Annotated in this window: 14 protein-coding genes; 9 read left to right on the top strand and 5 right to left on the bottom strand. The window is 71.7% G+C overall.

Going from position 1 to position 19,396, the window contains the following annotated elements; all coding sequences use genetic code 11:
• Positions 1 to 37 precede the first annotated feature (37 nt).
• The 7 genes from acpS to OG430_RS04730 all read left to right on the top strand — a co-directional run bounded on the left by acpS (position 38) and on the right by OG430_RS04730 (position 8,381).
• The gene (acpS, locus tag OG430_RS04760; protein WP_327351133.1) at positions 38 to 424 is read left to right on the top strand and encodes a holo-ACP synthase; all 387 of its coding nucleotides are present in this window, start codon (positions 38 to 40) and stop codon (positions 422 to 424) included.
• Positions 421 to 1,701 carry a beta-ketoacyl-[acyl-carrier-protein] synthase family protein gene (locus OG430_RS04755; protein ID WP_327351132.1) on the top strand — a complete coding sequence of 427 codons (1,281 nt, stop codon included), beginning with the start codon at positions 421 to 423 and terminating at the stop codon, positions 1,699 to 1,701. Before acpS ends, OG430_RS04755 begins: the two co-directional genes overlap by 4 nt.
• Positions 1,698 to 3,089: a beta-ketoacyl-[acyl-carrier-protein] synthase family protein gene (locus OG430_RS04750; protein WP_327351131.1), complete on the top strand. Its 1,392-nt coding sequence runs from the start codon at positions 1,698 to 1,700 to the stop codon at positions 3,087 to 3,089. The genes OG430_RS04755 and OG430_RS04750 overlap by 4 nt, the downstream gene beginning before the upstream one ends.
• The gene (locus OG430_RS04745; protein ID WP_327351130.1) at positions 3,086 to 5,545 is read left to right on the top strand and encodes a beta-ketoacyl-[acyl-carrier-protein] synthase family protein; all 2,460 of its coding nucleotides are present in this window, start codon (positions 3,086 to 3,088) and stop codon (positions 5,543 to 5,545) included. Before OG430_RS04750 ends, OG430_RS04745 begins: the two co-directional genes overlap by 4 nt.
• Positions 5,545 to 6,318 carry a 3-oxoacyl-ACP reductase family protein gene (locus OG430_RS04740; RefSeq protein WP_327351129.1) on the top strand — a complete coding sequence of 258 codons (774 nt, stop codon included), beginning with the start codon at positions 5,545 to 5,547 and terminating at the stop codon, positions 6,316 to 6,318. The genes OG430_RS04745 and OG430_RS04740 overlap by 1 nt, the downstream gene beginning before the upstream one ends.
• A gap of 198 nt (positions 6,319 to 6,516) precedes the next feature.
• Positions 6,517 to 7,326, top strand: a complete 810-nt coding sequence (locus OG430_RS04735; protein WP_327351128.1) for a choice-of-anchor P family protein — start codon at positions 6,517 to 6,519, stop codon at positions 7,324 to 7,326.
• 284 nt (positions 7,327 to 7,610) lie between these two features.
• On the top strand, positions 7,611 to 8,381 hold the full coding sequence (locus OG430_RS04730; RefSeq protein WP_327351127.1) for a hypothetical protein: 771 nt from the start codon (positions 7,611 to 7,613) through the stop codon (positions 8,379 to 8,381).
• A gap of 322 nt (positions 8,382 to 8,703) precedes the next feature.
• On the opposite strand, the gene OG430_RS04725 is transcribed toward OG430_RS04730, so the two are convergent.
• Positions 8,704 to 11,655 (bottom strand): lectin-like domain-containing protein, encoded by a 2,952-nt coding sequence (locus tag OG430_RS04725; protein ID WP_327351126.1) that lies wholly within the window; start codon positions 11,653 to 11,655, stop codon positions 8,704 to 8,706.
• A 596-nt stretch (positions 11,656 to 12,251) separates the two neighbouring features.
• Between OG430_RS04725 and OG430_RS04720 the strand changes: the two genes are divergently transcribed.
• A complete protein-coding gene (locus OG430_RS04720; protein ID WP_327351125.1) occupies positions 12,252 to 12,626 on the top strand; it encodes a hypothetical protein in 375 nt (124 codons plus the stop codon).
• 45 nt (positions 12,627 to 12,671) lie between these two features.
• On the opposite strand, the gene OG430_RS04715 is transcribed toward OG430_RS04720, so the two are convergent.
• The 4 genes from OG430_RS04715 to OG430_RS04700 form a co-directional block, all read right to left on the bottom strand.
• Positions 12,672 to 13,871, bottom strand: a complete 1,200-nt coding sequence (locus tag OG430_RS04715; RefSeq protein ID WP_327351124.1) for an MFS transporter — start codon at positions 13,869 to 13,871, stop codon at positions 12,672 to 12,674.
• A 50-nt stretch (positions 13,872 to 13,921) separates the two neighbouring features.
• Positions 13,922 to 14,521, bottom strand: a complete 600-nt coding sequence (locus tag OG430_RS04710) for a dihydrofolate reductase family protein (protein WP_327351123.1) — start codon at positions 14,519 to 14,521, stop codon at positions 13,922 to 13,924.
• The gene (locus tag OG430_RS04705) at positions 14,518 to 15,426 is read right to left on the bottom strand and encodes a metalloregulator ArsR/SmtB family transcription factor (RefSeq protein WP_327351122.1); all 909 of its coding nucleotides are present in this window, start codon (positions 15,424 to 15,426) and stop codon (positions 14,518 to 14,520) included. The genes OG430_RS04710 and OG430_RS04705 overlap by 4 nt, the downstream gene beginning before the upstream one ends.
• A gap of 110 nt (positions 15,427 to 15,536) precedes the next feature.
• Positions 15,537 to 18,170 (bottom strand): PA14 domain-containing protein, encoded by a 2,634-nt coding sequence (locus OG430_RS04700; RefSeq protein ID WP_327351121.1) that lies wholly within the window; start codon positions 18,168 to 18,170, stop codon positions 15,537 to 15,539.
• 170 nt (positions 18,171 to 18,340) lie between these two features.
• On the opposite strand from OG430_RS04700, the gene OG430_RS04695 reads away from it, so the two are divergent.
• The gene (locus tag OG430_RS04695) at positions 18,341 to 19,354 is read left to right on the top strand and encodes a LacI family DNA-binding transcriptional regulator (RefSeq protein ID WP_327351120.1); all 1,014 of its coding nucleotides are present in this window, start codon (positions 18,341 to 18,343) and stop codon (positions 19,352 to 19,354) included.
• Positions 19,355 to 19,396 lie beyond the last annotated feature (42 nt).

Genomic DNA, 19,396 nt, shown 5'->3' with positions numbered 1-19,396 from the left:
CTCCCTCGCCTCCTCTATCCCGGGAAGGAGGTGCCAGATGGCCATAGCCGTGGGAGTCGACCTGGTGCGCGTCGCCAGGGTGCGCCGGCTGCTGGAGGACAACCCCGCAGCCGAGCGGGAGATCTTCACCGAACGTGAGCGCGACTACTGTGCCTGCCGACGCGACCGCTACATACATCTGGCGGCACGGTTCGCCGCGAAGGAAGCGACGTTCAAGGCGCTGGGCACCGGGGTGGGCCCCGGCTGCCGCTGGACCGACGTCGAGGTCGTCAACACCAGGCTCGGCCGCCCCACGCTGCGGCTGACCGGAGGGGCCTCCCGCACCACGGAATCCGGCGAGCCCGTCGCAGCGGAGATCTCGCTGTCCCACACCGGTGACTACGCCATCGCCAGCGTGGTCCTCGTCCATGGGGGTGCCGTGTGAAGCGGCGCGTCGCCATCACCGGCATCGGCGCCGTCACCCCGCTGGGGAACACGGCCGCGGACACGTGGCAGGGCCTCGCCCAGGGGCGCAGCGGCATCGGCCCGCTGACGACGTTCGACGCCTCCACATTCGCCGTACGCATCGCCGGTCAGGTACGCGGCTTCGATGAGGGCGAGGGCGAGGGCGAGGGTGCGGGCGAGGTGGGCCGGGACGGCCGGCTGTCCCGCGCCGCCCGGTTCGGTGTCGCCGCCGCACGTCAGGCCCTGCGCGACGCCGGCGGCGACCGGATCGACGTCGACCCCTACGAGCGCGGCGCGGCCATCGCGGGCACGGTGGGCCGCCCGCCGCTGCAGGAACTCATCGACATGTCGCAGCGGATCATCTCCAGCGACCACCGCGAGCTCTACCGCCAGGCCCCGGCCGACGTCGCGCTGCGCAGCCAGAACGCCGGCGCCGCCGCCATCGCCGACTCCGCGGACTGCCGAGGCCCGCTGATCAGCCTCAGCACGGCGTGCGCGGGCGCCGCGCACGCCATCGGCGAGGCCTACCGGCACATCCAGGAAGGCGACTGCGCCCTGATGCTGGCCGGCGGCTTCGACGCCCTCACCACCTGGATGGACGTCCTGGGATTCAGCCTCCTCGGCGCCCTCACCGACCGCTTCAACGACACCCCGCAGCAGGCCTCCCGCCCCTTCGACGCCCGACGGTCCGGCTTCGTCGTGGGGGAGGGCGCCGTGATGGTCGTCCTGGAGGACTACGACCGCGCCCTGGCCCGCGGCGCCAGAGTGCACGGCGAACTCACCGGCTACAGCTCGACGTTGAACGCCTACCGCATCACCGACTCCCCGCCCGACGGAGGCGGCGCGAGCGCCGCGATGCGCGGCGCGCTCACCGAGGCGGAGCTCGCCCCCGACGCCATCGACTACGTCGTCGCCCACGGCACCGGCACCCCCGGCAACGACGTGAGCGAGACCGCCGCCATCAAGGACGTCTTCGGCCGTCACGCGTACGACGTTCCCATCAGCTCACCCAAGTCCATGACCGGACACCTGACCTCGGCCGCCGCGGGCGTCAACCTCCTCGCGGCCCTCGGGGCCATCCGGCACGGCCTGATCCCGCCCACCCTCAACCTCGACCGGCCCGACCCCCAACTCGACCTGGACTACGTGCCCTTGCACGCACGCCGCCACCGCGTCCGGGCCGCGCTGGTCAACGCCTTCGCCTTCGGCGGCACCAACGCCTGCCTCGTCGTGCGCGCCGCGGAGGCCCGGACATGAGGCGCCGGGTGGCCGTCACCGGCATCGGCGTCCTCACCGCCCTCGGCGAGGGCCGGGCCGACACCTTCAAGGGGCTGCTCGACGGGCGGTGCGGCATCGGGCCGATCCGCGCGTACGACGCCTCGTCGCTGCGCACCCGCATCGCCGCCGAACTCGACGGATTCGCCCCCGAGCGGTACGCCACCCGACGCGAGCTGCGCATGACGACACACGGCGACCGCCTCGCGATCGCCGGAGCCGCGCTGGCCATGACGGACGCGGGCCTGTCGCCGGGCTCGACGCCCTACGCGCCCGAGCGCTCGGCGGTCTACGCGGGCGGCGCCAAGGAGATCTCCAACCCGGAACACCTCCTGGAGGGCAGCCTCGCGGCGCGCGCCGAGGACGGCCGCGCCGACTTCGCCCTGCTCGGCGAGCGGGCGACGAGCGCGTTCCATCCCCTGTACTACGTAGAGGGCTTGCAGTCGGCCGCGCTGTTCCACCTCTCCCACGCCCATGGTTTCAAGGGCGCCAACGCCTACTTCCACGGTGCGGCGGACAGCAGCGCGACCGCGGTCGGGCGCGGCTACCGGTCGATCGCGCGCGGCGAGTCGGACGTCGTCCTCGCGGGCGGCTTCGACGACGCGGCCTCGTGGTGGGTCATGTCCAAGACGGACGGCCTGGGCCTGATGAGCACCCGCAACTACGCGCCCACCGAGGCCTATCGCCCCTTCGGCCAGGGCCGTGACGGCTTCGTGCCCGGCGAGGGCGCCGCCTTCCTCGTCCTGGAGGAACTCACCGCGGCGCGCAGCCGCGGGGCAGCCGTGCTCGCGGAAATCCGCGGCTTCGCCGCCACGCGGGCGAGCAGCCGGCTGCCCGCCCCCGACGCGGACGGCCGCCCCTGCGCTCCCGACGCGGACGGCCGCGCCCTGGCCGCCGCCGTCCAACAGGCGCTGAGGGAGGCCGAGTTGAGTCCCACCGACATCGACTACGTGGCCGCACACGGCAGCGCCACCGCATGCGGCGACCTCGGCGAGGCACGCGCGCTCACCCGCGCGCTGGGCCCCGCACCCGACGCGGTGGGCAGCTGCGTCAAGCCCGCGCTCGGCCACCTCGGCGCCGCGGCGGGCGCCCTCAACGCCGCGGTGTGCGCGCTGGCCCTGGAGAGCGGCGCCGTGCCGCCCACCCTCAACCTCACCGACCCCGACCCGCGGTGCCGAGCCCTGGACTGGCTGCCCGGACACTCCCGCGAACTGCCGCTGCGCCACACCGTGTCCCTCGCCCGGGGCCTGGAAGGGCAGCAGACGGCCCTGGTACTCAGCACCCCCACCAGCGGCACCCCCATCAGCAGCAATCCCATGAGCGGCAATCCCATGAGCAACACCCCGATCGGCGACCGGAGGACCCCGTGAACAGCGACCCAGCCCCCGGCCGCACGGCCGACGACCACGCGGAACCGCAGGCGCCCGCGCCCGCGGAGCAACCGCGAGCCCCGGGCGTCGCGATCGTGGGTGTCGGCGCGGTCACCGCCCTCGGGCCGACCGCCCGCGACCTGTGGCAGGGCGCCCGGGCGGGCCGCGTCGAGATCCGGCCCGTCCAGGGCGTGGACATGAGCGGACTCGACACCAAGCTCGGCGGCGAGGTCGACACCCCGGTGCACCGGCACGGGCGCGCCTACCGCCGGCCCGCCCAATTCCGCGAACGGGCCCTGGACCTGGCGATCGTCGCTGCGGAAGAGGCGCTGAGCGCACTGCCGCCGGACCTCGCCGACCCCGAGCACTTCGCCGTCGTCCTCGGCACCTGCAACGGCGGGCTGCGCTCCGCGCGCGAGTGGATGCGCGCGGTGCACGCGGGCGAGGCCCCCGATCCGCTCCTGGCCCAGATGGTCACGCCCCAGGCGCTGGCCGAGTCGGTGGCCGCCGCCTTCGGCCTGCGCGGAGCCGTGCTCGGCGTCAACACCGCCTGCGCGTCCGGCAGTACGGCGATCGGCCTCGCCGCCGACCTGCTGCGCCACGGGCGGGCCGAGGCCGTCCTGGTCGGCGGCACCGACGCGTTCTGCGATGTCATCTTCGCCGGGTTCAACGCACTGCAGGCGCTCGCGGCACAACCCGCGAGGCCCTACTCCGCCGACCGCGAGGGCCTTTCGCTCGGCGAGGGCAGCGGCATGCTCGTCCTGGTCCGCTCCGACCTGGCCGAGCGGCGCGGGCTGCGCACACTGACCGAGGTGGCCGGGTACGGCCTGTCCGCCGACGGCTTCCACGCCACGGCCCCGCACCCGGAGGGCGAGGGCGCGGAGGCCGCCATCCGTGCCGCCCTGCGCCACGCCGGGGTGGCCGCGCGCGACATCGCGTACGTCAACGGGCACGGCACCGGCACGGCGAAGAACGACCCCGCCGAGAGCCGGGCCCTGCTGCGGGTGCTCGGACCCGAACGGGCCGGCCGGACACCGGTGAGCAGCACCAAGGCGACGATCGGCCATCTGCTGGGCGCGGCCGGGGCGGTGGAGGCCATCGTGACCGCGCACGCCCTCGCCGAACAGGTCGCCCCGCCCACCGCCGGCTACACCACGCCCGACCCGGACTGCCCGCTGGACTACGTCCCGGGCGATGCCCGGCCCATGGCCCCGGGCGTCGCCGTGTCGACCAACTTCGGCTTCGGCGGCGCCAACGCGGCACTCGTCCTGGCACCGCGCGGCCACCGCCCACCGCTCCCGCTCCTCGACGACATCGTCGTCACAGGCGTCGCGGTGACCATGCCGTCGGGCAACGACGTGGCGGCTCTGTGGGCGGCGTACGAACAGGGCAGTGAGCCCGGAGCAGTCGAGGACGGAATGCGGCTGGCCCGGGTCGACTTCGACCCCGAGCCCCACCTGAACCGCCGCGACCGCCGCCGCATGGACCGACTGGGCATCCTGAGCGTCGTCACCGCGGCCAAGGCGCTCACCGCGGCCGGACTCGAACCGGACAGCGCGGCCGCCCGCCCGGTCGGCGTGGTCTTCGGTACCGGCACCGGACCGTCGGAGGCACTGGAGCGCTTCACCCTGCCGGTCCTCGACGACGGCGTACGGGCGGCCGATCCCAGCGTCTTCCCCAACACCGTCTACAACCAGGCGGCCGGCCAGATCGCCCTGCACCTCGGGCTGCGCGGCCCGACCTCGACCCTGTCGGTCGGCCACGCCACCGGGGCCGCCGTCGTGGGGCACAGCGCGGACCTGCTCGCCGCCGGGCACGCCGACGCCGTCCTGTGCACGGTCACCGACACCCTGACCCCGTACGTGGCCCGGGCCTACGCGGACGCCGGGGCGGCCTCCCCCCGCGCTGTCGGAGCGCCGCCGGACGGCCGGTTCGTGCTCGCCGAGGGCAGCGTCGCGCTCGTCTTCGAACGCCGCTCGGCCGCGCTCGCCCGCGGCGCGCACGTGCTCGGCAGCATCCTGGGATACGGCATGGCGTCCGACGCCAGCAAGGCACGGCTGTGGGACCCGCGAGGGCGCGGCCTGGAGCGCGCCATGCGCGCCGCGCTGCACGACGCGTCCCTGGACGCCGCCGAGTTGGGCGGCGTATGGCTGGCCGCGGCCGGCCTCGACGCCGCCGACCGCGCCGAATCCGCCGCCCTCGACCGGCTGTTCGCCGACGCCGGTACGCCGCCCCTGCACGGCCCCAAGCGCGTCCTGGGCGAACCCATGGGAGCCGGCGCGGCACTCACCCTCGCCCTGGCCCTGCACCACGTCCGCCGCGGCGGCGCCCCCGCCCTCGTCAACAGCTCCTCGCTGGGCGGCACTCACATCAGCATCGCGGTCCAGGGGCCGGACCCGGACCACAACCACCACCAGGACAACGACCACGACCACGACCACGAAGGACGAGCGTGATGAGACTCAAGGGGCAGACCGCGCTGGTGACCGGCGGCGCACGCGGAATCGGCGCGGCCATCTGCCGCGCCCTCGCCGAGGACGGCGCGTCCGTCGCCGTCAACTACCTCTCGTCCCAGGGCCCGGCCGAGGACCTGGCACGCGAACTGGCCGACGAGGACAGCGGAGTTCGCGCGATCGCCGTGCCCGGCGACGTCTCCGACCACGAGCAGGCGACCGAGCTGGTCCGCCGCGTCATCGACGAACTGGGCGACGTGGACATCCTCGTGAACAACGCGGGCGTGTCCCGGGACGGCCTCATCTACAACATGGGGCCGCAGGACTGGTGGGACGTGATGCGCGTCAACTTCGGCGGCGTCTTCAACTGCACCAAGGCGGTGCTGCCGCACCTGATGGCGAAGGGTTCGGGAGCGATCGTCAACGTCTCCTCGGTCATGGGGGAGCGCGGCTGGATCGGCGAGGCCAACTACTCCGCCTCCAAGGGCGCGGTCAACGCCTTCACCCGCTGCTGCGCCATGGAGTCCGCCCGCTTCGGCATCCGCGTCAACGCCGTCCTGCCCGGGTTCACGCCGACCGACCTGGTCGCCCCCCTCACCGAGGGCGAGACCGGACGCTCCATCAAGAAGCAGATCCCGATGCGGGCCTTCGGCCGGGTGGAGCAGATCGCGGAGGTCGTACGTTTCCTCGCCGGTCCCGAATCCGCGTACATGACCGGTTCGCTGGTGACGGTGGACGGCGGAGCCATGACCGCCCTCGGCCTCGGCCGCCCCTGACCTGACGCCCGGTCAGCGCAAGGTGACTCGTACGGCCGCTCCCACCGCGACCGGCGGCCCCACCCCAGGAAGGATTCTTCCTGCGACGGACCTACCGGTCTGCTGTGCGTGAGCGCGCGAGGACCGGGCGATGTCGCGGCCTGCCGCTTCCGGCATGCCCCGCTCACTCATCGCCCCGTCCAGAAGGGACACCTCACCATGGCGCACCCCCGTCCGCTTGTCTCAGCCGCCCTCGCCGCCGGCGTCGTCGTGACCGCTTCCGCGCTGCTGCTGCAGGGCACACCCGCGCACGCCGCCCCCACGCCCTCCCCGACGCCCGCACCGGTCACGGACACGCCTGCCGCCGGCTGGCCGATGCTCTGGCCCAGCATGCCCACGCCCACACCAGGCATCGCCACCTCGACTCCCACGCCGGCCGTGGGCATGCCCACGCCGACGCCCAGTGCCAGCGCGGCGCCCGTCCCGGTCGGCGGCGTGCGGGGCTCGGCGGCAAGCGTGCGGATCGACCTGGCCGCGATCGGATGGCAGGGCCCCCAGTTCGCCCTCGGGTCGTGCTCGTACCCCAAGAAGCAGGAGTTCTCGCTGCCCCTCCTGCCCATCGGCGACTTCGGCGGCGTCCTCGGCCTCGCGGCCACCTGCAACTACGACGCCAAGACCCGCACCCTCACCAACACCGGCGGTTTCGCCTCGGCGTGGATCAAGTTCCCGGGAATGCCCATCGAGGCGGACGTGCTCAAGGCGTCCTGCACGGTGAAGGAGGGCGAGGAGCCCAAGGCCGTCATCGGTATCGCCGGGCTCAAGGTCGGGGACCTGAAGGTCGACCCCCTGGACCTGGCCACGAAGGAGACGAGATTCCCGATCCCGGCCATGGGCGACCTGGTCGTCAACGAGCAGATCCGCGAGGGGAAGAAGCTGACCGTCCGGGCCTTCCACTTCTTCCCGGACAAGAACTACTCCAAGCTCCTCAAGGGCGACCTCGTCTTCGGTGAGGCCGTCTGCCAGGGGTGAGCGCCCGCCGTCGGCCGGTGGGGGAGCGGCCCGGCTCCGGCTGGAAGCGACAAGTTTCCTGAGGTAATGAGGACTTGACGGCACGTCGGCTTCCTGCTTGCCGGGTGAACGCGGGCGCCTTGGCACCTCGCGCGCCCTCGCCGCCGAGCCCGATGGAATCCGGAGTACGGTCCCGCCCCGTGGACCGTACTCCGGATGTACGCTCCGGAGTCGCGAAGTTGCAGAGCGTGCTCTTAGCTGACTGTGCGTACACCTCTGTGCGCATCTCTCACAAGGAGCAGCACATGCAGTCCAAGCGCATAGCCACCGCCCTCGTGACCACCACCGCGCTGGCGGCCACCCTCTCCGCCGTCCCGACGGCCGCCGCGGCCGAGCCCACCCCGCCCACCGGCCAGAAGTCGGTCAAGGTCGACGGCGGCATCGTCAAGATCAGCCTCGACGCCATGCTGCTCGAGATCCTCAAGCTCAAGGGCCTGGTCCTGACCCAGCTGACGCCGGAGTGCCAGGTCCCGAAGGCCGCCGACGGCAAGCCCTACCTGCCATCGGTCACGCAGTTCACGCTCGGCATCACCCAGGGCAGCACCACCGGCGAGGCGAACAAGGTCGGCGGCAAGCTGGACTTCTCGGGGACCTGCCTCGGTCTGACCAACATCAAGAAGAAGACGGCCGTCGTCCTCAAGGACCTCAAGACCGACCTCTCCGCCGGCTCGATCTCCGCCACGCTGGCGAGCGAGAAGGGCGTCCTCGGCGAAGTGAAGCTCGGCACGTACAAGCCGCCCGCGCTGGACGCGGAGCACGTCGACCACATGTCGAACACGATCGAGTTCGCCAGCCCCGTCACCGTCGACGCCTCGCTCGCGGCCAAGCTCAACTCGGAGCTGGGCGCGGACGTCATCAGCGGCGGGCCCCTGTTCAACCTGCAGTCGGTGATCTCGCTGGAGAACGGCGTGGACGTGGCGGCCGCGCTGGGCCTGAAGCTGAACGCGGGCGCCACCACCGGCGGCCTCGTGGACGGCCTCTCCAAGACGCTCGGCGGCCTCCTCGGACGCCGCTGACGACGCAGCAGACCGAAGGGGCGGGCAGGTCGCAGGCGAGCTGCGACATGGGATGGGCGTGCAGGCCGGGACAACGGTTTCCAACCGACCCCGGCCCGCACGCTTTTGCGCGTCCTGGGACGCGCCCAGTAAGCAGGTAGGCAGGTAGGCAGGTAGGCAGGTAGGCAGGTAGGCAGGTAGGCAGGTAGGCAAGTAGGCAAGTAGGCAGGTAGGCAAGCCCGAGGACCCGAGCAGAGCCCGCCCGCACGCGGCACCGCCGGGGCCTCGTCATCGAGGCCCCGGCGGCGCTTCTACGGGATGTCTGCCGTTCGCAGACGCAGGGTCAGCCCTCGCTCACCGTCACCTTGGCCCAGGTGCCGGAGGCCTCCGTGTGGCCGCCGAGGATGCACTGGGCAGTGCCGGGAATGATGGTGCTGGCGATGTCCCATTCGGCGGTGCCATGGACCTTCATGCCCTTGTACGCGCCGTCGGTGACGACTCCGTCGAAGTCGGAGCCCCACATGGAGAACCGCGCGCGGCCCTCCACCTTGGACGTGACCACCTTGCCGTTCACCGTCCAGCGCATGACACCGGTCATGGTGCCGTTCGGGATGCCCTTCGAGGGGAAGCAGGACCCGTTGCCGCTGGCGTTGTACGAGATCTCCACCGAGGTCGGCTGGAGCGAGGAGCCGTTGGACGTACAGCCTCCGCTGGTGCCGGAACCGGTGAAGTTCTGCAGCTTGTCACCGATGCCGAGACCCGGCTTGAGGCTGATCCGCGCCGTACCGCCGTAGCAGCTCACGCTGCCACCGGGCGTGGTTTCGCCGGGGGTGATGGTGATGGTGTCCGGCACGCCCTTGTCGCCGTCCGGGTCACCTTCGGTGGTCACCGTGGTGGTGCCCTCGCCCGACTCCGGCGCGTCCGCGGCGACCGCGGTGGTCACCTTGATGGACGGGTACTGCTTGCCGGGCTGCAGCGCGTCCTCGCCGGTGCCGGGGCGGGTGCAGGTGACGGTCTGGCCGTCGATCTTGCAGTCCCAGCCCGCGCCGAGCGCGACCTTCGGCACGACGCCGTCGGGGAAGGTGCGCTTCACCGTGACCACGGCGTGGGTCGGGCCCGCGTCCGCGGCGTTGCTGACGTCGACGTGGAAGGTGGCCGGCCGGCCCGCGACGACCTCGCCCTGGGGCTTGGTGACCACGGTCAGGTCGGGCTCCTTGGTGGAGGCCGGGACGACCGAGACGGTGTCCTTGACCGGCTCCTTGGAGACCTGGCCGTTCGTGCCGGCCTGCGTGGTGCCGGTCAGCTCACCGCTCGCGCCCTTGTCCACGGCGGTCTCGACGGTGATGGGCGGGTAGCTCCGGCCCGGGTTCAGTACGTCCGCTCCGGTGCCGGGACGGGTGCAGGTGACCGTCTGGCCGTCGACCTTGCAGTCCCAGCCGGAGCCGGAGGCCTTGATGGGCTTGACGCCTGCGGGGAAGGTGCGGACCACCTTCACCTCACCGGTGGTCGGGCCCGCGTCGGGTGCGTTGGCCACACCGATGACGAACTTGGCAGGCTGGCCGGCCACGACGTCGCCGACCGGCTGGGTCACCACGCTCAGGTTCGGCCCCTTGGCCGGAGCCGGCTTGACCGTCGTGGTGTCCTTGACCGGGGTGGTGTTCGGCGAACTGGGCGTGGTCACCTGGGTGGTGCCCTCCAGCTCCCCGGCCGCGGCCCCGTCGACGGCGGTCTTCACGGTGATGGGCGGGTAGTTCTTGCCCGGATTCAGTACGTCCGCTCCGGTGCCGGGGCGGGTGCAGGTGACGGTCTGGCCGTCGATGGCGCACTTCCAGCCCGGGCCTGCGGCCTCGGTGGGCTTGACGCCCGCCGGGAAGGTGCGCACGACCTTGACCTCGCCGTCGGTCGGACCGGCCTCCGGCTTGTTGGCCACGTCGATGGTGTACTCGGCGGGCTCACCTGCTGTCACGTCGCCCTTGGGCTTGGTCGTGACCGTCAGGTCCGGGCCCTTGGCCGGGGTGATGCTGACCGGGCTGGTCTCCGGCTTGGGCTGCGACTCGCCGGGCGTCGTCGCCTGCGAGGTGATCTCCTTGTCGCCCTTGGCGTCCTTGGCGACCTCGGTCTTCACGAGCACCGGCGGGAACGACTCGCCCGGCTTCAGCGCGCCCGCGCCGTCGCCGGGGCGCTTGCAGGTGACCGTCTGGCCCTCGACGGTGCAGGTCCAGCCGTCACCGGAGGCCGAGACCGGCTTGATGCCCTCGGGGAAGGTCTGGGTGGTGGTGACCTCGCCGTTGGTCGGGCCCGCGGCCTTGTTGTTGCTGGTGGTCATGGTGAACTCGGCGGGCTCGCCCGCCTTGACCGTGCCGTTCGCCTCGACCTTGGTCGACAGGTCCGGGCCGAGGGTCTCGACCTTGCCGCCCCACAGCTCGTGGATCGCGGTGGAGTTGCCCGTGGAGGCCGAGAAGCCGATCCGCAGACTGTCCGGAACCGCCGGCTGGCCCTTGATCGAGTGGATGTCGACCGGCTCGATGACCTCGCGCGGCGGCTGCCCGTCGTGGAAGTCGATGAAGACGCGCATCACGCCTTCCTTGGACAGCTCCAGGGTCGCCGTGCGCCGGGCCTCCTCACGGGTCTTCGCGCCCGAGGGGGCGAGACGACGGCCCGACTTGTAGGTGGCGATCATCGCGTTCTTGGTGGCCTCGGCACCACGGATGGTGATCGAGTTGCCCGTACGGTCCGACAGGCCGCCCTCGGCTCCCGCGTCATTGTGGGAGTCGGTGAAGTTGCCGTACACATCGAGGCCGACACCGACATAGCCGCCCTTGATCCCGACATAGCCGAGACCCGAGCCGTTCTTGCCGGACTTCTTCGGCATCTCGGCACCGCCGTCGAGCAGCATCAGCGCGATGCCGTCGGCGGGGTCGTTGGGCTCTCCGGGCTGGTAGATGCCGAAGTCGATGCTGAACTTCAGACCGTCCTTGGTCGGCACGGCGTTCTTCGAGATCGCGTAGCCGTTCTGCAGCTTCTTGTTCGACGTCAGCCGCAGCGCGCCCTTGCCCGGAGCGTCCGGCGGCGGCATGCCGTCGTGCTTCTGGCAGCCCTCCAGCGGCTTGGGCGTCGCGGTCGACGCGGTCAGGCAGGCCCAGCCCGTCGGGTCGTTCTCGGTGTACGGACCTCCGTACCACTTGCTCTGGTCGATCGTGGCGCCCATGAAGGTCTCGCCGCCGATCTCGTCCGCCGCGGCCGACTGCACCGTGACCAGCGACAGGCCCATGGCCAGGGCGGTCGCCAGACCCATGGCCCCGGCGAACCGGGGTGGTCGTGACAACCTCCCCGGGTGCCGCTCACGACTGTGTTCTGTTTGCACCATTGGTGTCCTCCAGGAACGCGGCAGGGGCTGCCACTCGTGTCCGGTATGTGACGCTGCGTGTCAACACGACTGCGCACAGTAGTTAGTCGCGATCATCCGAACACTGCAAAGCGGCCTGCGCGAGCCCCGAAGTCCGAAGGGGTGAGTGGCAGTTGCCCGGGCGGGCGCGCGAAGTGACCCCGATCCAGGGGGAGTTGGGAGCAGCGCAAAGGCTCGGCCTCGGCTGTGACGCCGGTCTGCTCCGGGCCGTCGGGGTGTGGCGCGTCCGGGCCACGCGTTCAGTCTTGGCACGGCATGACGGGGCTGTCGCGGCAAGTGATCTAAGAGGGTGACGGCCGTTGAGGGCCCGGGTCTCCCCGCCGCCCGTCCGGGCGATCGACGGAGGTGGAGGCGGGGAGGTCGCCGGACGGATGCCGGGCAGCCAACTGCCGGGCGAATGCGAATAGTTGGGGGAGGCGGACGGCGGGGCGGCACGTCGATGGGGAACAGGCGAACGATTGGGGAGCGCCCGGCGTCACAGAGGCATGAGCGGGAGAACCGGACCACACATCGCCCTCGCCTTCGCCGTCGGGTTGGCCGCCGGAGTGCTCACGGGCTGCGCCCACGGTGACGAGGGCCCGCAGCCGGTGCGTACGACGCCGACCGGGCGGACGATTCCCTTCACCCTGTCCACGCACTGCGGGATCGGTGAGATCCAGATCGGCTCGACGTACTTCGAGGCCGACGACCCCCTCTCCGACGGCTCGGGCAACCCGCCCGCCGGATGGAACCAGCCCGTCCAGAAAGGCACGATGACGTTGAAGTCCGAGACGGAGGCCGTCTTCACCGACGACGCGGGGCACGAGGTGACCTTCCACGCCCGGCCGGGCGCAACCGGCTTCAAGAACCTCTGCCTCTGAGGCAGGCGGCCGGGATCTGCCGGTCCTGAGCCCCTGACGGGCCCCCTAAGCCATGCGCTGCGCGGTACGCATCCGCCCGTACGCGTACACGCATCCCGCCAGCGCGAGGTCGGACAGCAGCATGAAGCCGATCGAGTACGAGTCCTTCGCGCTGTAGATCCCGCCCATCACCAGCGGCGGCACGAACCCGCCGAGGCCGCCGACCGCGCCGACGATGCCGGTGACGCTGCCGACCTGGGCCTGCGGGGTGACCTGCGAGACCAGCGCGAAGACGCTGCCGCCCGCGGCGCCGAGCCCCGCGGCCATGCTCAGGAAGCAGATGGTGCCGAGCGGCGCGAGCGGCGGGTCGAAGGCCTGGAGGATCGCGAAGAGGGCCACCACGGCGAGCGCCCAGGCGGTGACGGTCGCCGGATGGATGCGGTCCGCGAGCCAGCCGCCGATGGGCCGGCAGATGACGGTCATCACGGCGAAGCCCGCCGCCTTGGTGCCCGCGTCGGTGGGAGACAGCTCGTACCAGGTCTTCAGATACGTCGGCAGATAGACGCCGAACGCGACGACGCCGCCGAACCCGATCGCGTACAGCGCCGACAGCTCCCACGTCACCCGCAGCCGTCCCGCCTGCCCGAGCCGCCGGCCGAGCGACATCGTCGGCACGGTGCGGTCCGGGTGGTCCGTGATGAGCAGCGCGCCGAGCACCGCGAAGGCCGCGAGTGCCACGGCCACCACGAAGAACGGCAGATTGTCCCCGTGCTTGGCGATGCGCGGCGTGAAGTAACCCGACAGCGCCACGCCGCCCGTCCCCATGCCGAAGACGCCGATCGCGAAGCCCCGTCTCGCGGGCGGGAACCAGGAGTTGACCAGGGGGACGCCGATGGCGAAGGTCGTCCCGCCGAGCCCGAGCAGGAATCCGGCGCCGAGCATCGCGGTGTAGGAATCCCGGGCCACGGTCAGCAGCAGCACCGGCAGGATCGTCAGCGCCGACACCAGCGGGAACATCAGCCGCGCCCCGTACCGGTCGGTGAGCGCACCCACCGGGATCCGGCCGAGCGACCCGACGATCACCGGCACCGCGACCAGGAGCGACTGCTGCAACGAGCTCAGGCCGAGCCGGTCCTTGTAGTCGCTGCCGAGCGGGGCGATCAGGTCCCAGGCCCAGAAGGTGAGGGTGAACCCGAGGGTGGCGAGGGCCAGATTGCGGTACGCGGCGGCCGGCGGGCGGCCCTCGGCGGCGTTGGCTTCGTTCACATGTGCACGCTAAGGACCGCCGCGCTCCGGGGCCCGTTGTGCTGGGCCGGTCAGCGGACGCGGTCGTAGACCACCGCGGTCTCGCCCAGCTCGCCGGTCTCCTGGTGGGTGACCGTCCACGTCGAACCGGGCAGACCGTCCTCGAACAGCCGCTGCCCGCCCCCGACGATCTCGGGGGTGATGACTAGGTGCAGCCGGTCGATCAGGTCCGCGGCGAGGAGCGGCTTGATGATGCTGGGGCAGCTGTTGACGAGGATGTCGCCCTTGCCGGTGGCCTTGAGCTCGGTGACGACGTCCGCGGCGGGTGCGTTCACCACGCGGGCGTGGTCCCACGGTGCTTCGGTCAGCGTGGTCGAGAGGACCACCTTTTCCGTGCCGACGAGCCACCTCGCGTAGCCGCGATCACGCGGATCGGCGTTCTCGTCCTCGGCGACCGACGGCCAGTAGCTCAGGAATCCCTCGGCGTTGCCGCGGCTGAGCAGCGCCGTCGTCGCGCTCTCCCACATGCGGGTCATGTGGTTGCGTGCGACGTCGCTGGTCACGTACGGGATGAACCTGCCGAAGTCGCCGGGCCCGCCAGGACCGTGGTAGCGCCCGTCCAGGCTGAGGCTCAGGTTCGCGGTCACCCTGCGGCTGGTCGAGTCGGTCATTTCGCGCTCCTTGTGTCGGTGTCGTTGGTGTCCTTGGTGCTGGTGCTGGTGCTGGTGCTGGTGCTGGTGCTGTGGCCGTCGCTTTCGTCCGCGCCCGCGGCGAGGGTCGCCGCGAGCTTGTCGAGGCTCTGGCCGAAGCCGATCTCGATCCCGGCGACGAAGTCCGCGGAGTCGACCGTGCTGTCGGTGATCCGCCAATGGACGTCGAGGTCCGTGCCGGTCCCGGCCGGTCGCAGGCCCAGATCGACATGGGCGGTGAAGGCGAGACCGCCGCCGGGAAGCTGCGGGGAGAGGCGGTAGGCGAGGCGTTCACCGGGGCGTACGACATCGACGATGCCCTCGGCGCGCCCGGCGACCGGGTCGGAGCCGTCGGTGTCCTCGGCGTCGCGGTACTCGTGGACGATCCGTCCGCCTTCGCGTGCCTCGAAGAGCAGCTCGGAGACACGCAGGTCGTCGGGCGTCCACCAGTGGGAGAGCAGAGCGGCCTCGGTCAGGTGGCGCCAGACGAGCCCGGGGCTTCCCGGCAGTGCCCGGTAGAACCGGAACGCGCGGCCGTCGGCCCACCCCGACTCCTGCGCGGCGAGCCGCTCCGCCCGGAGGCTGAGCCCGTAGCGGTCGTACGTCGCGTGCGGGCCGTCGCTCCGCTCCGCGGTGTCGGCGAGCCCGCCGAGCGCGGCCGCCAACTCCCGCAAGGGCGCGGACCGGAGGGCGTAGATACGGCGCTGGCCCGTGCGCTGGGAAGTGACGATCCCGGCGCGCTCGAGGGTCTGCAGATGCTTGGTCGTCTGAGGCTGGCGCGCCTCGGCGAGCTGGGCGAGCACCCCGACCGAGCGGGGCCGCTCGGCCAGCAGGCTCACGAGCCGCCAGCGGACCGGGTCGGCCAGGGCGGAGAGGAGTGCGTCCATGGCCACGAGTATTCTCCAACAAGAATATTCTTGTCAAGGAATATGAGGGCCCGCCCCGCGAAGGTGCATCGCGGGGCGGGCCGTCGAGCAACACGTGGAGTCGGTCCGGGTCAGCCGGCCGGACAGTTCAGCGTGCCCTCCTGGGCGTCCTTGATCAGGGCCTCGTGTGCCGCCTTGATGCGTGGCGCATCGCCCTTCTGGACCTCGCGGTCGTACGTCAGCAGGCCGTTCAGCTCGCCCTCCACGTCGGAGATCTGCGTGTAGACGGCGCCGTTGCCGCCCTTGCAGGCCAGCGCGCGCACCTCGGCCAGGCGGGCCAGGTAGTCATCGGTGTACGTCTCCGGATCGACGTTCACGTACGACATCTGCACCGGCCAGGCATGGCCCGGCACCGCGAGGCCGAGGCCGCCGTACTCGCCGCTGATCAGGGCCCGTCTGCCGTCCGGCCGGGGCAGGGCGGGGCTCGGGTAGCCGTGTTCGTCGATGAGGTCGCCGTTGCCGCCGTCGGTGCCCAGGTTGATGCCGGACATGTTGTTGACCAGGCGGGTCGGGTCCCAGGACTTGGCGAGGTCGGCGATGCGGGCCATGTCGTACTGGCCCCACCCTTCGTTGAAGGTGACCCACATGACGACGGACGGGCTGCTCGCGTGCTCGTCGATCATCTGCTTCAACTCCCGCTCGTACTGGGCGCGGGAGGCGGCGTCGGGGTCGACGCCCGCGGTCATGGCGGGCATGTCCTGCCACACGAGCAGGCCCAGCTTGTCGGCCCAGTAGAACCAGCGGTCCGGTTCGACCTTGATGTGCTTGCGCACCGAGTTGAAGCCGAGTTCCTTGTGGACCTTGAGGTCGTACGCGAGTGCCTCGTCGCTCGGCGCGGTGTGCAGGCCGTCCGGCCAGAAGCCCTGGTCGAGGGTGGCCATCAGGTAGACGGGCTTGCCGTTGAGGACGGTGCGCGGGGTGCCGTCGATCTTCTGTACGGCGATGGAGCGCAGGCCGAAGTAGCTGCCCACCTTGTCGCTGCCGATGGTGGCCTTGAGGTCGTAGAGGAACGGGTCGTCGGGCGACCAGAGACGGGGCTTCGCGATCTTCAGGGTGAGGGGCTGTCCGGTGCGGCCCGTGGCCGTGGCGACCTTCTCCTTGCCCGCGTACGCGGTGGCCGTGAAGGGCACTCCGTCGCGTACGCCGCGCGCCTCGACGGTGGCCGTACCGGCGGCCGCGTCCGGGGTGATCTTGAGGGAGTCCGCGTGGTCGGCGGCGACCGGCTCCATCCAGACGGTCTGCCAGATGCCCGACGACGGGGTGTACCAGATGCCGCTCGGGTCCAGGCGCTGCTTGCCCACGGGCGGGTTCTCGCCGTCCGCGGCGTCCGTCGGGTCGTAGACGCCGACGATCAGTTCCTGGGTGGTGCCGGGCTTGAGGGCGTTGGTGATGTCGGCACTGAACTTGTCGTAGCCGCCGGTGTGTTCGGTGACCTTGGCGCCGTTGACGTAGACCTCGGAACGCCAGTCGACGGCGCCGAAGTTGAGCTTCAGGCGCTGTCCGGAGCCGACCTTCCAGTCCGCGGGGACGGTGAAGGTACGCCGGTACCACATGCGGTCCTCGTGGCGCTGGAGGCCGGAGAGCTGGGACTCGACCGGGTAGGGCACGCGGATCCGCTCGGCGAGGTCCTTTCCGGTCGGCGGCTGCTCGCCCGCCTTCGCGGTGGCGAACTGCCAACGGCCGTTGAGGTTCTGCCACTTGGGGCGGGTCAGCTGCGGGCGCGGGTACTCGCGCAGGGCCGTTCCGGCCTCCGCGTCGGCGGCCCACCGGGTGCGCAGCTGGTGGGTGGAGTGGTTGGCGCCGCTGCTCCAGAACGCGCCGACCGCCTTGCCCGTCCCGGCGGCGGTCAGGCCGCCCTTGCCGTCGTAGCGCAGGTCGACGAGGCCGCGGGCGTTGCCTTCCTTGTTGCCGACCACGGGTTCCTTCAGGGCGACGAGCAGGGCGCTGGGGTCGTCCGGGTCCTGCTCGGCCGACTGCAGCGGCCACTTGGCGCCGCCGATGACCGCGTCGAGGTGGTCGGTGAGGCCGGCGGGCGGGGCGGAGAGGGGTCCGGCGAAGGCGAGTCTGAGGGTGCGGCCGTCGCGTTCCACCGTGGCGTCGGTGGCCCCGTCGTAGTCCCAGCCGCCGGGCAGCCGGAACGCGGAGCGCGGCACGGCCGACTTGGCGGAGCCCGGCGGGGTCCAGCGCAGATGGAGGTTGGAGCCGCCGTAGTGCTCGAAGTACTCGACCTTGATGTCGTACGCCCGGCCGGCAGTCAGCTCGACGGGCGCCGAGGTCTGCTCCTTGTCCCAGTCGTCGACCCAGTGGTCGATGGTGAGGCGGCCGTCGATCCACAGCCGGAACCCGTTGTCTCCGATCATGGAGAACGTCGTGGGCCCGGACTTCTCCGGCACGACCTTGCCGGTCCAGCGGACGCTGGCGTCATCGCCCTTGCCGGTGGCCGACGAGAGCCGCGATTCGAGCGAGTCGAAGTCGAGCTTCGGGTCGAAGACGGTGGCCTTGAGCTCGTGGAAGTCGAAGGCGCCCGGGGCGGATTGGGTGTAGTACTCGCCCTTCAGGCCCTGGACGTCGGAGAGTTGGGCCCCCGCGCCGGGTTCCGCGGTGGCGGTGGCGGCCGGCAGCGCGGCAAGACCGGCGAGGGTCAGGGCCAGGCTCGCCAGAACGGCCAGGGGGCGTCGGGGTCTTGTGAGGTGTCGTAAGCGCACAGGTCCTCCTTGTGAGGAAGGTGGCGGCTCGTCGCTGCAGTCTGTACAACGACCGTGTACAACGTTGCAAGGATGACGGCAGGCATGACAGCACGCCCCCGGGGCGGCTGTCCAGAGTCACGGCACGGGCGCCGGTCGGCGGCCCGGCCCGATTGCCAAGGGGAGATGCAGTGCGGGTGAGCTTGAAGGACGTCGCGGTGCGGGCGGGCGTCTCCATCAAGACCGTTTCGAACGTCGTGAACAACTACCAGCACGTCACACCGGCCATGCGGGCCCGGGTCCAGGAGGCCATCGACGAACTCGGCTACCGCCCCAATCTGACCGCCCGCCATCTGCGCAAAGGGCGCACCGGAATCATCGCGCTCGCCGTCCCTGAGCTGGGCAACCCCTACTTCGCGGAGCTCGCCGCGCACGTCATCGACGCGGCCGCGGAACACGACCTGACCGTGCTGCTCGACCACACCCGGGGCTCGCGCGAGCAGGAACTCCACGTCAGCCAGGGCTTCAGGGCCGGCGTCATCGACGGGCTGATCCTCAGCCCGCTGGAGCTGGAGGCCGAGGACCTCGCCGCCCGCGACGCGGACGTACCGCTCGTGCTGCTCGGCGAGCGCGAGTACGACCTGCCGCACGACCACATCGCCATCGACAACGTGGCGGCCGCCCGTGTCGCCGTACGCCACCTCATCGGCCGTGGACGTACCAGGATCGCCTACCTCGGCGCCCGCACGGACTCCGCGAACCGCCCCGCCCACCTGCGACTTGAGGGTTGGCGCACGGAGCTCACCGAGGCCGGGCTCGCCGCGCCCGACACCCTGGTGGGGCCGACCGGCGGCTGGGACCGGGCCGACGGAGCCGAGGCGATGGCCCGCATGCTCGACGCCGGGCACCGCCCGGACGCCGTCTTCGCCTACAACGACCTCGTGGCCATCGGCGCCATGCGGGTCCTGCACGAACGCGGTCTGCGGGTGCCCTGGGACGTGGCGGTCGTCGGCTTCGACGACATCGTCGAGGGCCGCTTCGGTGCCGTCACGCTCACCACCATCGCCCCCGACAAGGAAGCCATCGCGCGCCTCGCCGTGCAGTCCCTGCTGCGCTCCCTGGAGCACCCCGGTGAGCAGGCCGGACGCGAACTCGCCGCCGAATTCCGGCTGGTGGAGCGGGAGAGCACGCTGGGGCGGCGCTGAGCGGCCGCGCACGGCCGCCCGGCATCACGGTCCGGCAACTGC

This window comes from Streptomyces sp. NBC_01304 (assembly GCF_035975855.1).
Lineage (GTDB): Bacteria > Actinomycetota > Actinomycetes > Streptomycetales > Streptomycetaceae > Streptomyces.
The sequence above is the reverse complement of the archived record's forward strand: the minus strand, read 5'-3'. Positions and strand labels throughout refer to the sequence as shown.

Bases quoted from the DNA above. Each gene is read 5' to 3' on its own strand.
- OG430_RS04705 (WP_327351122.1), bottom strand. From the start codon at position 15,426: ATGGACGCACTCCTCTCCGCCCTGGCCGACCCGGTCCGCTGGCGGCTC.
- OG430_RS04710 (WP_327351123.1), bottom strand. From the start codon at position 14,521: ATGACCGACTCGACCAGCCGCAGGGTGACCGCGAACCTGAGCCTCAGC.
- OG430_RS04720 (WP_327351125.1), top strand. From the start codon at position 12,252: ATGAGCGGGAGAACCGGACCACACATCGCCCTCGCCTTCGCCGTCGGG.
- OG430_RS04725 (WP_327351126.1), bottom strand. From the start codon at position 11,655: ATGGGTCTGGCGACCGCCCTGGCCATGGGCCTGTCGCTGGTCACGGTG.
- OG430_RS04735 (WP_327351128.1), top strand. From the start codon at position 6,517: ATGGCGCACCCCCGTCCGCTTGTCTCAGCCGCCCTCGCCGCCGGCGTC.
- acpS (WP_327351133.1), top strand. From the start codon at position 38: ATGGCCATAGCCGTGGGAGTCGACCTGGTGCGCGTCGCCAGGGTGCGC.
- OG430_RS04750 (WP_327351131.1), top strand. From the start codon at position 1,698: ATGAGGCGCCGGGTGGCCGTCACCGGCATCGGCGTCCTCACCGCCCTC.
- OG430_RS04740 (WP_327351129.1), top strand. From the start codon at position 5,545: ATGAGACTCAAGGGGCAGACCGCGCTGGTGACCGGCGGCGCACGCGGA.
- OG430_RS04730 (WP_327351127.1), top strand. From the start codon at position 7,611: ATGCAGTCCAAGCGCATAGCCACCGCCCTCGTGACCACCACCGCGCTG.